This is a genomic window from Shimia haliotis (assembly GCF_900114415.1).
Taxonomy (GTDB): Bacteria; Pseudomonadota; Alphaproteobacteria; order Rhodobacterales; family Rhodobacteraceae; genus Shimia; species Shimia haliotis.
In genome coordinates this window covers 773,004-788,721 of sequence record NZ_FOSZ01000001.1, presented here as the reverse complement: position 1 = coordinate 788,721, position 15,718 = coordinate 773,004, and the positions used below count along the sequence as shown (strand labels likewise).

Sequence of the window (15,718 nt, the reverse complement as noted above, 5' to 3'; positions counted from 1 at the left end):
TGTGGCACAAGGCATGAAAATCGCCATCGTGGATGACGAACAGGATATGCGTCAGTCGATTAGCCAATGGCTGGCGCTCTCGGGATATGACACCGAAACATTTGCAAGCGCGGAAGATGCGCTCAAGAAGCTGGGACCGGATTACCCGGGTATTGTGATCAGCGATATTAAGATGCCGGGCATGGACGGCATGCAGTTTCTGAAAAAGCTGATGGGCAGCGACAGCGCGTTGCCGGTGATTATGATCACGGGCCACGGCGATGTGCCGATGGCGGTGGAAGCGATGCGCGTGGGGGCGTTTGATTTCCTCGAAAAGCCGTTCAATCCGGATCAGATGACCCAGCTTGCGAAAAAGGCCGCCAACGCGCGCCGCATGACGATGGACGCCCGCGCATTGCGCCGCGAGCTGTCGGATGGCACGCAGATCATGAACAAGCTGATCGGGGCGAGCCCTGTGATGGAACGTCTGAAAGAGGACATTCTGGATCTGGGTCAAGCTGATGGTCACGTGTTGATTGATGGCGAAACCGGCACCGGCAAGACGTTGGTGGCGCATGCCATGCACGCCGTGGGCAGCCGCGCGGGGCGCAAGTTTGTGCTCGTGAGCTGTGGCGCCTTTGAGGAAGATGCGCTGGCAAAACGGTTGTTTGGGCCAATGAACCCCGAAGACAGCCAGTTGCCTGCGATCGAAGAGGCGCGGGGCGGCATTCTGGTTCTGGAAGACATCGAGAGCCTGAGCGACACCAATCAGGCCCGTCTGCTGAACGTGATCAACGAGCAGGGCACGCCTGCGGAAACCCGCATCATCGCGATTTCCAACATGCAGGAGCAGGACAAGACTTGTGAGGATGCGCTGCGTTCTGATCTGTTTTACCGTCTGGCCGCGCTGCGCGTGACCGTGCCGCCGCTGCGTCAGCGGGGCGAAGACATCCTGACGTTGTTCACCCGTTTGTCCGAGCAGTTTTCGGATGAATACGGCTGTGATGCTCCTAAGGTGAGCGCGCAGGAAGCTGCGCAACTTTTGCAGGCACCTTGGCCTGGCAATGTCCGTCAGCTGATCAACCTTGCGGAGCGAGCTGTGCTTCAGTCGCGTCGTGACGGCGGGTCTATTGCATCGCTGCTGATGTCGGATCACGAAGAAATGCAGCCGGTGATGACCACCGAAGGCAAGCCGCTCAAGGAATACGTTGAAGCATTTGAGCGGATGCTAATTGACAACACCATGCGTCGGCACCGCGGTTCGATTGCTGCGGTGATGGAAGAGCTGCGCCTTCCGCGCCGGACGCTGAACGAAAAGATGGCCAAATACGGTCTTGCGCGGGCGGACTATTTGTAAGCACTGACTTGCGTAAAGTGGGCGACTTTTGTCACCCGATGAATTTGGAACGGCGCGCGGCGAATATGGCTGTGCGCCGTCGTTTTCGATTGGATGAATTGTTATGACGCAAAATTTTACAATGGGTTTGGCGGTGCTTTCGCTGGTTGCGGGCGGCGCAATAGCGGAAGAAAGTGACACTAAGCTTGCGGACGACCCAACCAAGGTGATCACCAAGGTTGGTCTAAGCTATTCGGATAAATGGACCCTGTCGGGGTCGGTTGCTGTTGGACCGGTCAGCAAAATCAATGTGCGGCTGTCTGACACGGGCGAATGGACCGCTGGCGGGTCGTATCTGTTTAATTTCGGGATTGTGAATGTTTCGGCGTCACAGCGGGAGCTGAATTCAGGCGTGACGCAAACGCAATATTCGATCGGGAGCTATGCGCCGATCTATCGCGCCACAGACAACCCGAAAGGCTGGCAGGTCTTCGCGATGTTTGGTGCCAACTATACCGAAGGAAACGGCGGTGCCGCGGTTCTTGACATGCCGAGCGGGCTCTCGACCGAGGTTGAAAGTCGCGGCGGGTATGTTGGCGCAATGGCTCTGAAGCCGATCTCTCCGCTTGTGGTGTTCAAAAGCTTTGGCGTTCTGTCTCGGGGCAGCAACGACTACAGCGGATACGGCATTGGCGGCGGCTTTACTTTTAACTTGTCCAAGCGCGACACCATCAACGTGATGGCCTTTTATTCCGACAACAGTTTCGGACAGAACGACTCGGTCAGCATTGGCTATCGGCGTGAGTTTTAAGGGCTGCGTGGCGTGACGCTTGGGGCGATCCGCGGCGCGTTGTTTGACATGGACGGGCTGCTCTTGGACAGCGAGCGCCAGTTCATGGCCGCGTTGGTTGAGGTGGCAGCGGATGTCGGCGTGACGCAAACGGCGGCTGAGGCGTTTTTTGCCACGCTAGTCGGCACATCAAATACCGAAACCACCGCGCGATTGCAGGCCTTTTTGCCACCAAGGGTCGACGTGAGGACTTTTGATCAGGATTGGCGGGCGCTTTATCGATCGCAAGTGGCGCGCGGGGTGCCTGTAAAGGCGCATGTAATTGATTTATTGCAAGGGCTTAGGAGCCATGGCGTACCTATGTGCGTCGTGACTTCGACCGTTTCTGAGATGGCACAACACAAGTTGGAAACCGCGGGATTGCGATCCTTTTTTGAGGGCGTTGTTGCGGGTGATATGGTCAGCGCGAACAAACCCGATCCGGCGCCATATCTGGCAGGGGCGGAGCTGCTGGGGCTGCAGGCTGAGGAATGTGTCGCCTTTGAAGACAGCGACGTCGGCACGCGTGCTGCTACACAGGCTGGATGTCTGACATATCAAGTGCCGGATTTGCGTCCCGAAGGTGTGGCGCTGCCCAATCTCGGGCAGCATGCGGTGGGTGATCTTTGGCAAGCAGGTGTCCACCTTGGTGTGCTTAAGGCGACATTAACCTGAACAGGGCATCTGTTGGTTGATTACCCATTGTGTTTTCCACAGGTGTGGTCTTATGTAGTAAGGACGGCCCACGCATAAGGTGCGTGCCGTATTGAGTTTCGCTGAAACAGACCCGTCGATAGGCCAAATGCCCGACACTTGTTTCAGACCGATTGGGTCCGGAGTTCCGGATCAGAGAGACGCCCGATCCGCCAAGCGGAGGGCATGCAACAGGCACCAGCGTGGCGAAAACGTCCGCGGTGTCGGAGAAGAACCGCGATGAAGCGCGCGAATATATTGATAGACCGAGCAGAGGCCGCCAGCGGCCCCCTCGGCCGCGCGCATCCCCTCGCTCAGACAAGACATCCCCGACAATCCCTAAGCCTCGGTCCTCCGGGACGCGGGCGATTGCGGCGGTGCGAACGGACAACATGCCAAAGAAAATGCTTATCGATGCCACCCACGCGGAAGAGACCCGCGTTGTTGTGGTCGACGGAAACAAGGTCGAGGAATTTGATTTTGAATCCGAAAACAAACGCCAGCTTGCTGGCAACATCTATCTCGCAAAAGTAACACGGGTTGAGCCGTCGCTTCAGGCGGCCTTTGTAGACTATGGCGGAAACCGCCATGGCTTCCTCGCGTTTTCTGAAATTCATCCTGATTATTATCAGATTCCTGTGGCTGACCGCGAGGCGCTGCTTGAGGAAGAGCGCGCCTATGCCGAGGCCATGAAGGCCCGCGACGAAGAAGACGAGAAACCCAAGAAAACCCGCACTCGCCGGACTCGCTCCCGTAAGAAGACAGACGAGACCGCAGCTGCGGATACCTCGGCAGAGGGTGTGACAGAGGCCTCTGAGACCGAGGAAACACCGGTTCAGGATGCAGCAGATGCGCCGGCCGAGATCTCCGGTATGGAGACCATTGATCTGGGTGACGACACCGAGGATAACGGTGACGCGGAAGTTGTGACTGAGGTTGACCCGGAGGCGTCGCCCGACGCCGACGAGGCTGCTGTAGAGGTTGCCGAAGCGGCGCCGGAAGAGCCGGCCGAAGAAGAGACCGCGCCGGAAGCTGGCGTTGAAACGGTCGAGGTTGCCGAAGCCGAGGAAGCGTCTGAAGAGGCTTCTGAGGAAGCCGGCAAAGGGGATGAGGACGAAGGTCCAAAGACCATTGCAGCCAACACTGAAGGCGAAGACGCCAAACTCAGCAAAGATCCGGAAACCGGAGAAGAAACAGAGACCGAAGCGGAAGCTCCGACTGAGACCGCAGACGCGGACGACGCTGTAGCGGAAGAAGCCGCGGAAGCGCCTGATGAAGAACCTGCCGCTCAGGAGACGTCTGAGGTTGAAACTGCTGAGGCCGAAGACGCGCCGGAAGCGGAAACAGAGTCTGAGGCGCCTGCTGACGAGCCTGACGCTGTGGAAGAAGATGCGGTTGCGGAGTCTGATGAAGCGTCCGAGAACGCGTCAGAAGAGTCTGAGGACGACGCATCGGACGAAAATGAAGGCGACGACGACGGCAAAAAATCGAGCCGTTCGCGCAGCCGCCGGTCGCGCAGCCGCTCCAAACGCTCTGCCGCGTCCGAAAAGGACGAGACAATCGAGTCCGTGGCCGATGACGACGACAGCGAGGACATCCGTCCGCCGCGCAAACCGCGTCCGCGCCGCTATAAGATCCAAGAAGTTGTCAAAGTACGCCAGATCATGCTGGTGCAGGTTGTCAAAGAAGAGCGCGGCAACAAAGGCGCGGCTCTGACCACTTATCTGTCGCTGGCCGGCCGTTATTGCGTGCTGATGCCGAACACCGCGCGTGGCGGTGGCATTTCGCGCAAGATCACCAACGCAGCAGACCGCAAGAAGATCAAGGAAATCGCCAACGAGATCGACGTGCCGACCGGCGCGGGGCTCATTGTGCGCACCGCCGGAGCCAAGCGAACGAAATCCGAGATCAAGCGCGACTATGAATACCTGCAGCGCATGTGGGAGCAGATCCGCGAGCTGACGCTGAAATCCATCGCGCCCGCGAAGATTTACGAAGAAGGCGACCTGATCAAACGTTCGATCCGTGACCTTTATTCGCGCGAGATCGACGAGGTTCTGGTGGAAGGCGAGCGTGGCTATCGCATCGCCAAGGACTTCATGAAAATGATCATGCCGTCCCACGCCAAGAACGTGAAACAGTACCATGAAACGCTGCCGCTTTTCGCCCGTTATCAGGTGGAAAGTTATCTCGGCGGTATGTTTAACCCGACGGTGCAGTTGAAATCCGGTGGATACATCGTGATCGGTGTGACCGAAGCGCTGGTGGCGATCGATGTGAACTCGGGTCGTGCGACCAAAGAGGGCTCGATCGAGGAAACCGCGCTCAAGACCAACCTTGAGGCTGCCGAAGAAGTGGCGCGCCAGTTGCGCCTGCGTGACCTTGCGGGCCTGATCGTGATCGACTTTATCGACATGGACGAGCGCAAAAACAACGCGGCGGTCGAGAAGCGCATGAAGGATCGTCTGAAGACCGATCGTGCGCGCATTCAGGTCGGTCGGATTTCCGGCTTTGGCTTGATGGAAATGAGCCGTCAGCGCCTGCGCCCGGGCATGATTGAAGCCACGACACAGCCTTGTGCGCATTGTCATGGCACCGGTCTGATCCGGTCTGACGACAACCTTGCGCTGTCGATCTTGCGCCAGATCGAAGAGGAAGGCACCCGTGGCCGGTCTCGTGAAGTTTTGGTCAAAGCCCCGATTTCGATTGCCAACTACATCATGAATGCCAAGCGCGAGCATGTGGCACAGATCGAAACACGTTATGGCCTGTCGGTGCGCGTCGAGGGCGATCCGCATCTGATTTCGCCAGACTTCTCGATTGAAAAATTCAAGACTGCGACCCGTGTTGTCAAAGCCGACACCGCACCTGTTGTGTCTGTTGACAGCTCTATCATGGACGATATTGATGCGGCCGATGAAGTGGTCGAAGCAGAGGCCGTTGACGTCACGCCCGCCGAAACCGTTGAGGACGGGGACAAGCCCAAAAAGCGTCGCCGTCGGCGTCGTCGGCGGAAGTCGTCGTCGGAAAACGGTGAAAATGGGGAAAACGGTGAGACTTCAGTAGAGGAAGGAGCCGAGGCCTCTGAGGAGAAATCCGAAGAAGCCACGGAGACATCTGAAACAGAGGATACGCCTGAGGCCGAAGAAAAGCCGAAGAAGTCGCGGTCGCGCAGCCGGTCCCGTAGCCGTTCGCGCTCTAAGAAGAGCGAAGAGGCGGTGAGCGAAGAGTCTGCCGAAGTTGCTGTGCCGGTTGAAGAGACCGCAGAGGCGGCTCCGGAAGCGCAGGAAGCGCCGGTTGAAGACGCTCCGGTTGAGGAGAATGCGGCAGACGCACCTGCGGAAGCTGTGGCTGAAGAGCCGGTTGCCGAGGTTGAAGAAGAAGAGCCTGCGGTTGAAGCCGAAGCCTCGGAGCCGGACGTGGTCGCGGAGCCTGAGGTGGTTGCCGAGCCCGAACCGGAAGCCCCGAAAAAGCCAAAGCGGCGCGGTTGGTGGAACCGTTAATAACAGAGACAGAAAACGCCGGGTTTAAAGCCCGGCGTTTTTTTTGCGGGTGGCGTTTTTCGGTCAGGCTTTTTGAATGACGAATGCGAGTTGCCCGTTTTTCTCGGAAGAACTCAGAAGCGTATGACCAGCCTCATTGCAAAAATGCGGAACGTCCACGATGGCGGCGGGGTCATCCGCGATCAGGCGGATTTTCGCACCGCTCTCAAGCGGCATCATGCGCTTGCGCAGGCGCAGAACGGGCAGGGGGCACAGAAGGCCAAGGGCATCAATTTCCAGATCCATAGCGAAGGCATAATGGGCATGTTTCAACCTGTCCACAGGGATGTGACCGCGCGCCCCCGTGACGCGGCAGAACCGATAGGATAAGCCTCAAGACATGTTTGGAATCGACATCATTGACGCAGGTCTTCTCCCTGCCATGCTGGTTGCGCTTTTTGCGGGTGTGATCTCATTTCTCAGCCCTTGCGTACTGCCGATCGTGCCGCCTTATCTTGCCTATATGAGCGGCGTGAGCATGGGAGATTTGCAAGAAGGCAAAGGCGCATCACGCAAAGCCACAATGACGGCGCTGTTCTTTGTGTTGGGTCTGTCGACGGTGTTCTTGTTTCTGGGCTTCACAGCTTCGGCCTTTGGCGCGTTTTTTCTGCAAAACCAAGAGATATTCAACACGGTTGCCGGCCTTTTGGTGATGCTCTTTGGGGCGCATTTTGTTGGTGCGATACGCATTCCGTTCCTGATGCAGGAGGCCCGCATTGATGCGGGTGATCAGGGCGGCAGCGCCTTTGGGGCCTACTTGTTGGGTTTGGCGTTCGCCTTTGGCTGGACACCATGCATCGGCCCGATCCTTGGCGCGGTTCTGTCGATGGCGGCAAGCGAAGGCAATCTGGCGCGCGGCACGATTCTGCTCGGTGTATATGCTGTTGGTTTGGGGGTTCCATTTATCCTTGTGGCTGCCTTTATGAACCGGCTTGGCGGTTTCATGGGCTGGATGAAGCGCCACATGGAGCAAGTGGAACGCATTATGGGGCTTTTGCTGTGGACCATCGGTCTCTTGATGCTCACAGGTGGCTTCTCCAACTTCTCCTATTGGCTTCTTGAGATGTTCCCGGCTTTGGCAACCATCGGATAGGGCTTAATTTCTCCTGATTTGGCGTCTAGGGTTTGCGCAAGGAGACTCGGAAAGCCATGGGCAAGGACAGCCACATTGCGGTGCAAAAACGGCGGGTGTTTTACATCCCCGGGTATGATCCGATTCATCCGCGCAGATATCGCGAGCTTTATCGCAAGGAAGGCACAGCGCAGGCCGCCATTTCTGACTACAGTCTTGAGCTATCTGCCAAGGCGGCAGGCAGCGGGCCATATGGCTGGCATGTTGCGGCCGCTCTTGAAGGGGCTGAGGCTCAGGCGGATTTTGAGGTGCTTGTCTGGTCCGACATCGTGCGTGACAGCATGGAGCAAGGGATTTGGGCCACCTACCTGCAACTGTTTCGCACGGCAGCCACCTATATCGGGTCAGGCGCGTTGTGGCGCCTGATGCGGCTGCGCAAGGGGCCGGTGATCGCGGCGCTTTATCCGGTTCTGTTTTTGCTTGTGCAACTGGCGTTGGCCTTGCTAGTGGCTTTGGCGATCGGTGCGTTGATCGGGATCTGGCTGCCTGATTGGGTTGGATTGCTCGGGCTGGCCGCGGTCCCGCCGATCCTCAACTGGTTCAAGAAAAAAGACGGCAAGTTCTTCGCCTATTACCTGATGCACGACTATGCCTATTCGGCACAGTCCAAGGGGGAAGATCCGCCAGAGCTTGAGGCGCGGATGGCGGAGTTCGCGGACCGGATCGCCGAAGCGTTTAACGACGATGTAGAAGAGGTTCTGGTGGTCGGCCATTCCAGTGGCGCGCATTTGGCAGTGTCTATTCTGGCCGACTTGATCCGCGACGGGCGGGTGCCAGCACATGGGCCGGCGCTCGCGTTTTTGTCGCTGGGGCAAGTGGTTCCGATGGTGTCGTTTTTGCCCAAAGCCTATCGGTTGCGAGCGGATCTGGCCTTTCTGTGTCAGCGAAAGGAGCTGACGTGGGTGGATGTGACGGCGCCTGGGGATGGCTGTGCCTTTGCGCTTTGCGATCCGGTGTCGGTGAGTGGGGTGGCACCGGAGAGCGGCAAGCGTTGGCCTCTGGTGGTTTCAGCGGCGTTTACCCAAACCCTGAGTGAGGCGCGGTGGGCTGAGCTGCGCTGGCGATTTTTCCGGCTGCATTTTCAATATATGTGCGCGTTTGATCGGCCGGGAGACTACGATTATTTCCGTATCACCGCAGGGCCAAAAACATTGGCCGACCGGTATGAGGGGCGCAAACCAAGCGGGTCGAGGATTGAGAAACCCGTGAACAAATTTCCCGAGGTGGCGGCGTGAGTGAAAGTCCGAAACTGCCACCCAAGCCACCGGCGCGGCCCGACAAAGTTTCCCTTCGTCAATATGTTGCGCTGTTTCGCAAAGACATCCTCAGCGCGCAGCCGCAGCGGCTTTATCGGGCGTGGATGGCGGAGTTCAAAACGCCTTTCTTCCGGTCCTTTATGATCAACCAGCCCGAACTGGTGAAGCGCGTGTTGAAGGATCAGCCCGACGATTTTCCCAAGTCGGCGCGGGTGACAGAAGGCCTGCGGCCTTTGCTGGGAAATTCGGTGTTTGTCAGCAATGGCGAGGTCTGGAAGCGGCAGCGGCGCATCATTGATCCCGCGTTTGAAGGCGGGCGGTTGCGCGACACCTATCCGGCGATGCTGGCCGCGGCTGAGGCGGCCGTGGCGCGGCTTGAGCGGCGGGTTGGAGAGGTTGTCGAGATCGAGGAAGAGACCTCTCACGCGGCGGCCGACGTGATTTTCCGCACGTTGTTTTCCATTCCGATCGAACACGAGGTGGCGAGCCGCGTGTTCGACCAGTTCCGGATTTACCAACGCAGCCAGCCGATTGTGAATATCGCGGCATTCATCCCGATCCCGAAGTGGTTTCCCCGCGGCTTCAAGCGGGAGACCAAACAGTCGGCCCGGATGATCAACACCTTGATCCGGCAGTTGACCGAAGAGCGTATGGCCGCGATTGAGGCGGGCACGGCACCGGATGATCTGGCGACCAAGATCATGACAACGGCCGACCCGTTGACCGGTGAAAAGTTTGACACCGATGAAATGATTGACCAGGTGGCGATCTTTTTCCTCGCAGGGCATGAAACCAGCGCCAGTGCGCTGGCATGGGCGCTATATCTGATGGCGCTGTACCCCGAATGGCAGGAGAAAATCGCTGCGGAAGCTGCTGATTTTGAAGGTGATTTCTCAGGTGTGAGTAAACTGCGCACCAGTCGGGACGTGTTCCGCGAGACATTGCGATTGTATCCACCCGTGCCAATGATGGTGCGCGAAGCGGGCTGCCCACACGAATTTCGGGATCGGGCGGTGCCCAAGGGCTCGCAAGTGGTGGTGTCACCGTGGCATTTGCACCGGCATGAACGCATCTGGAGCAATCCGGACGGGTTTGACCCGACGCGGTGGGACACGGCAGAGGGCAAAGCCTGTGCGCGTGAGGCCTATATTCCGTTTTCTGCCGGAGCGCGGGTTTGCACAGGGGCAGGGTTTGCGATGGTTGAGGGGCCGCTTATCCTTTCGATGATCCTGAAGCATTTCAAAGTGACGGCTGTGGGGCCGGAACCCATACCGGTGGCACATTTGACGGTGCGGTCAAAAGACGGCATTAGGCTGCGGCTTGAGCGGCGTTAGCGGTGCGTGGCTGCCTTCAGTCTTCCCACCACCAGAACTGCGGCATCCAGTCGGCTCCATCTCCGTAGATCGGCAACTCCTCCGGATAGCGCATCTCTTTGCGGTGCGCGATGCGCCCGACGGAATATGTCCAGATCGGAATGATGTAGCGGCCCGAGGTCAGGATGCGGTCCAGCGCGCGGGTGGCGGCGACAAAATCCTCTTGGCTTTCTGATGTCAGCATCGTTGTGATCATTGCGTCCACAGCCGGAGATTTGATGCCTGCGAGGTTGCGAGAGCCGGTCTGATCGGCTGCGGCGGAGCCCCAGTAGAGGCGCTGCTCGTTGCCCGGGCTAAGGGACAGCGCGCGGCGTTCTTTGGTGATGTCAAAATCAAACGCGCCGGTGCGCTGTGTGTATTGTGCGTTGTCAACCAGAGTGACCGACACGTCGATGCCGAGCTGTTCCAGAGATTTGCGCCAAATGTCGACGATGGCTTTGTTCTGCGTGTCGTTTTGCGGCAAGAGGATATCGAGTGCGAGCGCCTTGCCCGCCTCGTTGCGCATTTTGCCGTCAACCACCTCCCATCCGGCCTCAGACAAAAGTTTGATGGCAGTGCGCATGTTGCGGCGGTTGCGGGTGGATCCGTCGGAGGCGGGCAGGGTGTATCCGGCGATGGTGTCCTGGGGCAGCTGATCCGCAAACGGTGTAAGGAACTCGGCCACACGACCCTCGGCGGGGCCGGGTTGCATGGACAAAAGTGAGCCGGAATAGAACGAGCTGATGCGGGGCTGACGTCCACCTGTCAGGGTGTCGTTGATGTATTCAAAGTTAAACGCATGTGTCAGCGCGTCGCGCACGCGGATGTCATCCAGCGGGGCGCGGCGTGTGTTCATTACAAAACCGGTGATGCCAGAGGGTTTTTGATGGGGGATTTCGGATTTCACCACATCGCCCGTCTGGGCGGCGGGGAAATTATATTGGTTGGCCCATTTTTCGGCGTTGAATTCACGCGCATATGAAATTTCGCCAGCCTTGAAGCTTTCAAAAAGCACTTCACCATCACCATAAAAATCAATGCGGATTTCGTCATAGTTGTTGGTGCCACGGCGCAGGGGCAGGTCGGCGCCCCAGTAATCGGGATTTCGGCGAAGTGTGACTTGGCGGCCCGGTTCGAAATCACCAACCACATAGGGCGCGGAACCGATGGGGAAGTTGGTGAGCGTCGCGTCGGTGAGCGCGCTGTCAGCGTATTGCGCTTTCTTAAGGATCGGGCGCAGACCAGCAATGAGGGCGAGTTCGCGGTTGTCGGTGTTAAACGTCAGACGCACGGTGCGCGGGCCGGTGGCTTGGATGCTGTCGACCTGTTTCCAGAAGCCGTGATAACGGGGGTGGCCCTCGGTGCCGAGGATTTCATAGGACCAAATCATGTCATCAACAGTTACGGGCGAGCCGTCGGAGAAACGGGCCTCCTTGCGCAGGGTGAATTCGACCCACGACCGGTCCGGCGCGGTGTCGATGGATTCGGCCAGCAACCCATAAAGCGCAAACGGCTCGCCGCGGTTGCGGCCCATGAGGGACTCATAGGCAAAGAATCGGAGCTGCCACGGAGCGTTTCCCTTGAGCACAAATGGGTTGAGCGAATCGAAGGCACCGGTGTTGCCGGTGACAATCCTGCCGCCCTTGGGGGCGTTTGCATTGGCATATGGCAGCGCCTGAAAGTCGGCAGGCAGGGCTGGGTCGCCGTACATGGCAATGCCGTGCGAGGGGTCGGTGATTCCCTTGGCGGCCATGAAAACAACGGCTGCGGCGGCCTTCGCGGCAAATTTTAGGAAGAAACATACTGGTTTCATTGCTCGAACAATCCCGTGCTGTCGTTGTTTTGTTGAGCCAATGAGTAGCGGGGGTTTTGTGGGTTATCAAACTTTTAGCTTGGAGAGCGGCCGTGAAATGCCTATAAAGGTGTCACTGCTCGATAGGTTTCTTGCCTGTATGAAACCTGCCTCAATAACTTTACGCCCGCTTCGTGCGGGCGTTTTTTTTGGCTTTGTCCCAGCAGGGTTAGGCGATCTACGTAAGACTACGGATGTGGCGGGATGTCCCTTATTTTGCTGATGCAGCATGATATGGTGCAGGTGCGTAATCTGTAGGAGGATGTGGGGCATGAGCCTATCTGGAAAAACCGCCATTGTGACCGGATCGAATTCGGGAATCGGTCTGGGTGTGGCGCGGGAAATGGCGCGTGCCGGTGCAGAGGTGATTCTGAATTCTTTCACCAACCGGGACGAAGATCATGCGCTTGCGGCTGAAATCTCCAAAGAGTTTGGTGTCCCTGCGCGATATATCCAAGCGGACATGTCAAAAGGGGCGGAGTGTCGGGCCTTAATCGAAACCGCGGGCGGTTGTGATATTTTGGTGAACAACGCCGGCATTCAGCATGTGGCGCCCATTGACGAGTTTCCGGTCGACAAATGGGACGCGATTATCGCGATCAACATGAACTCGGCCTTTCACACCACCGCGGCGGCTTTGCCGTATATGCGCAAGCGCGGCTGGGGGCGGGTGATCAACATCGCCAGCGCGCATGGTTTGACGGCCTCGCCATTCAAAGCAGCCTATGTTGCGGCCAAACACGGTGTGGTTGGCATGACCAAGACCGTGGCGCTGGAAACCGCCGAGGAGCCGATCACCTGTAACGCGATTTGCCCGGGTTATGTGTTGACGCCGCTGGTAGAGGCGCAAATCCCCGACACCATGGAAAAATACAACATGGGCCGGGAAGAGGTGATCAAGAAGGTGATGCTTGAGCGTCAGCCGAGCCGCGAATTTGCCACTGTGGAGCAACTGGGTGGCACCGTCTGTTTCCTAGCCTCTGATGCGGCAGCCCAGATCACCGGCACAACCATCAGCGTCGATGGCGGCTGGACGGCATTGTAAGCGAAAATTGCGGTGCGCCCCATGCGGGGCGCGCTTGTTAGGCGCTGTTGCCCCAGTGCCAGCAGGCTGTCACTGCCCCAAGGTATTTGGTGCAATAGGAAGCGATCAGGCGTCGGATTCTGGTGGTTGGGTCGGATCTTTGGAATTGGGGTAGACCAGACCAGCTGAGATCACCAATTTGGCGGCATCCTCGACAGACATGTCTAGCTCGATGATGTCGTCTTTGGGGAAGAACAGCAAAAACCCCGAGGTCGGGTTGGGCGTGGTCGGGACAAAGACGCTCATCAAAGGCGAGGTCGTGGCGGCGGTTTCGGCGACTTCGCCTTTGGCGTTGGTCGAGATGAACCCGATGGCCCAGATGCCGCGACGTGGATATTCGATCAGGCAGGCTTTTTCAAAGCTGCGTTCGGTTTGGGCAAAGACCGTTTCGGCGATTTGCTTTACGCCGGAATAGATCGAGCGCACGACAGGCATGCGATCGACGATACCTTCGCCCCAAACCAGAAGTGAGCGGCCAATAAGACCCTTTGCGATCCAGCCGACGAAAACGGTGAAGATCAGGAAAATGATCAGGCCGACGCCGCGCAGGTTGATGCCGATATATTTTTCCGGTTTGACCGTGTCGGGCACCAGCGGCAGGACAAAGCCATCGACCCAGCCGACAAGCGTCCAGACCAGCCAGATCGTCATCGCGATGGGCAGGACGACAACGAGGCCGGTCAGAAAGCTGGAGCGCAGTTTTCCGAAAAAGCCGGTCTTGTGTTTCTCTTCGTCGAAAGGTGTGGTCATTGCTGGTCCTGCGCAGATGTTGGCAAATAGGTATGCATTTCTGCGCAGGGGTGCAACGAGTTTACCTTAGGTCGCGCGATTGTGCCGCGCAGCGCTTAGGCTTTGGCGCGCAAGATGCACATTTCTTTGGCGATTTCCGCCGCAAGCCGCGCGTTGTTGCGTACCAGAGCGATATTGGCCACCAGCGATTTGCCCTCGGTCAACTCAAAGATGCGCTGCAGAAGGAAAGGCGTGACGCCTTTGCCGGTGACACCTTGTGCGTCAGCCTCTGCGGTCGCTAGTGCAATCACGGGGGCGAGGACATCGGCGGCGATTTCGGACTCGGCTGGGATGGGGTTGGCGATCAACTGCCCACCGGGCAGGTTCATTGCCTGACGCATCAGTGCGGCGCGGGCCATCTCGGCCGCCGTATCCATACGCAAAGGCGCGGTGAGATCGGAGGTGGCAGACCAGAAGGCGGGGAAGCTGTCCTGACCATAGGCGATCACAGGCACGCCGTGGGTTTCCAGCACTTCCAGCGTTTTGGGAATGTCGAGAATGGCTTTGGCACCTGCTGCCACGACGGTCACTGGGGTGGCCGCGAGTTCGAGCAGGTCGGCGGAGATGTCAAAGCTTGTCTCTGCGCCCTTGTGCACACCGCCGATGCCGCCGGTGGCGAAGACGTCGATGTCGGCCAGATTCGCGGCAATCATTGTGGCGGCCACAGTTGTGGCGCCCATGCCGCCTTTGGCCATGATCACCGGCATGTCAGCGCGGGAGACCTTGGCGACGTTCTTGGCTTGCGCCAAGTCCTCGAGCTGTTGATCGGTGAGACCTGCGTGCAGCGTGCCGTTGATGACGGCGATGGTCGCAGGTGTCGCACCGGCGGCGCGGATGTCGGCCTCGACCTGACGCGCCACTTCGAGGTTTTGCGGATAGGGCATGCCGTGGGTGATGATGGTGCTTTCCAGCGCCACAACAGGCGTGCCGTTTTTCAGTGCTTCGATCACTTCGGGGGAGCGGGTGAGTGTCATCATGTTGCGTGTTCTCCGGAAACGTATTTCGCCGCTGCGGTCAGGGCGCGGTCGAGCGCCTCTTCGCGATTGGCGTTTTGGGATTCGGCCACGATATGCGCGGCCATGAACGTGTCGCCAGCGCCAGTGACGCGGGTCACAAGAACGGCTGGCGGTTGTTGGGTGATGATGCCTTCAGGCGTGCCGTCGGAGGCGTCGTTGCCGCCATCGGTCACCAGTGCGCGGGCGGCGCCGCGATCCAGCAGGCCCTGCGCGGCGTCCTGCGAGGTGGTGAATTCTTTTTGGCAGAGGTATCCGGCCTCTTCGAGGTTCACATAGAGCACCGCGCGGGAATGCATCAGGAAAGGCATCAACCGCTCAGCTTTGCCCGGCGAGGCGGGCGCGACACGCAGATCGGCGCTGGCAAAAAGCGGGCTGCGGGCGATCTGGTCGAGCAGGCGTTGGGTCAGGTTGCCGTCAAGCGCGATAAGACCTGCATAGGGCGCGGCCTCCGAGCCAAGGGTGCCATCCTCCAGCGGTGTCAGTATTTTGTCGCCGGCGGCCTCAAGGCTATGGGCATCGGCAATGGCGGCGATCAGGCCGTTTTTGCCTTCGCAGGCCATATACGTGTCGGTTGGCAGGTCCGCGGAGCGGTAGGCGTAATCCATGATCGCGCCCATCTCGGTGCAGGCGGTCATCAGCTCGTCGCCTTCGCTGTCGCGACCAATCGCAGTGAGCGTCGCGGGGCGCAGGCCGAAGCGGGCCAACGTCATGGCGATGTTCCAGGCCACGCCGCCGGGTAGGCGGGTGATGCGGCCCGGCACGTCTGAGCCTTGGCGCATGTGGCTGGGCGCGCGGCCGATGATGTCCCAGAGGACGGAGCCGATGCAGAGAATGTCTGGCGTCTGGGTCATGGTCGGC

At 58.7% G+C, this 15,718-nt stretch carries 13 protein-coding genes; 8 read left to right on the top strand and 5 right to left on the bottom strand.

Going from position 1 to position 15,718, the window contains the following annotated elements:
- Position 1 precedes the first annotated feature (1 nt).
- The 4 genes from BM069_RS03880 (at position 2) to BM069_RS03865 (ending at position 6,340) form a co-directional block, all read left to right on the top strand.
- Complete coding sequence (locus BM069_RS03880; RefSeq protein WP_093320456.1) at positions 2-1,336, top strand: sigma-54-dependent transcriptional regulator; 1,335 nt, start codon at positions 2-4, stop codon at positions 1,334-1,336.
- Positions 1,337-1,439: 103 nt separating this feature from the next.
- On the top strand, positions 1,440-2,126 hold the full coding sequence (locus tag BM069_RS03875) for a hypothetical protein (RefSeq protein ID WP_139216131.1): 687 nt from the start codon (positions 1,440-1,442) through the stop codon (positions 2,124-2,126).
- A gap of 12 nt (positions 2,127-2,138) precedes the next feature.
- Positions 2,139-2,819 carry an HAD family hydrolase gene (locus tag BM069_RS03870; protein WP_139216130.1) on the top strand — a complete coding sequence of 227 codons (681 nt, stop codon included), beginning with the start codon at positions 2,139-2,141 and terminating at the stop codon, positions 2,817-2,819.
- A gap of 410 nt (positions 2,820-3,229) precedes the next feature.
- Entirely contained in the window at positions 3,230-6,340 is a 3,111-nt protein-coding gene (locus BM069_RS03865; protein WP_093320449.1) for an Rne/Rng family ribonuclease, read from the top strand.
- A 63-nt stretch (positions 6,341-6,403) separates the two neighbouring features.
- Here BM069_RS03865 and BM069_RS03860 read toward each other — a convergent pair whose 3' ends face one another.
- Positions 6,404-6,625, bottom strand: coding sequence for a sulfurtransferase TusA family protein (locus BM069_RS03860; protein WP_093320446.1), 222 nt, complete (start codon positions 6,623-6,625; stop codon positions 6,404-6,406).
- A gap of 94 nt (positions 6,626-6,719) precedes the next feature.
- Here BM069_RS03860 and BM069_RS03855 point away from each other — a divergent pair, with 94 nt between their 5' ends.
- From BM069_RS03855 to BM069_RS03845, 3 genes are read left to right on the top strand one after another with little or no spacing between them, the layout of a single operon-like run.
- Positions 6,720-7,472 (top strand): cytochrome c biogenesis CcdA family protein, encoded by a 753-nt coding sequence (locus tag BM069_RS03855; protein ID WP_093320445.1) that lies wholly within the window; start codon positions 6,720-6,722, stop codon positions 7,470-7,472.
- Positions 7,473-7,528: 56 nt separating this feature from the next.
- Positions 7,529-8,746 (top strand): hypothetical protein, encoded by a 1,218-nt coding sequence (locus BM069_RS03850; RefSeq protein WP_093320442.1) that lies wholly within the window; start codon positions 7,529-7,531, stop codon positions 8,744-8,746.
- A complete protein-coding gene (locus tag BM069_RS03845; RefSeq protein WP_244503520.1) occupies positions 8,743-10,101 on the top strand; it encodes a cytochrome P450 in 1,359 nt (452 codons plus the stop codon). The genes BM069_RS03850 and BM069_RS03845 overlap by 4 nt, the downstream gene beginning before the upstream one ends.
- Positions 10,102-10,117: 16 nt before the next feature.
- On the opposite strand, the gene BM069_RS03840 is transcribed toward BM069_RS03845, so the two are convergent.
- A complete protein-coding gene (locus tag BM069_RS03840; RefSeq protein WP_425288656.1) occupies positions 10,118-11,932 on the bottom strand; it encodes an extracellular solute-binding protein in 1,815 nt (604 codons plus the stop codon).
- A gap of 310 nt (positions 11,933-12,242) precedes the next feature.
- On the opposite strand from BM069_RS03840, the gene BM069_RS03835 reads away from it, so the two are divergent.
- Positions 12,243-13,016, top strand: coding sequence for a 3-hydroxybutyrate dehydrogenase (locus tag BM069_RS03835; RefSeq protein WP_093320439.1), 774 nt, complete (start codon positions 12,243-12,245; stop codon positions 13,014-13,016).
- Positions 13,017-13,121: 105 nt separating this feature from the next.
- On the opposite strand, the gene BM069_RS03830 is transcribed toward BM069_RS03835, so the two are convergent.
- The 3 genes from BM069_RS03830 to BM069_RS03820 all read right to left on the bottom strand — a co-directional run bounded on the left by BM069_RS03830 (position 13,122) and on the right by BM069_RS03820 (position 15,711).
- Entirely contained in the window at positions 13,122-13,805 is a 684-nt protein-coding gene (locus BM069_RS03830; RefSeq protein WP_093320436.1) for a DUF502 domain-containing protein, read from the bottom strand.
- Positions 13,806-13,900: 95 nt separating this feature from the next.
- Positions 13,901-14,821 (bottom strand): pseudouridine-5'-phosphate glycosidase, encoded by a 921-nt coding sequence (locus BM069_RS03825; RefSeq protein WP_093320434.1) that lies wholly within the window; start codon positions 14,819-14,821, stop codon positions 13,901-13,903.
- Positions 14,818-15,711 carry a PfkB family carbohydrate kinase gene (locus tag BM069_RS03820; RefSeq protein WP_093320431.1) on the bottom strand — a complete coding sequence of 298 codons (894 nt, stop codon included), beginning with the start codon at positions 15,709-15,711 and terminating at the stop codon, positions 14,818-14,820. Before BM069_RS03820 ends, BM069_RS03825 begins: the two co-directional genes overlap by 4 nt.
- Positions 15,712-15,718 lie beyond the last annotated feature (7 nt).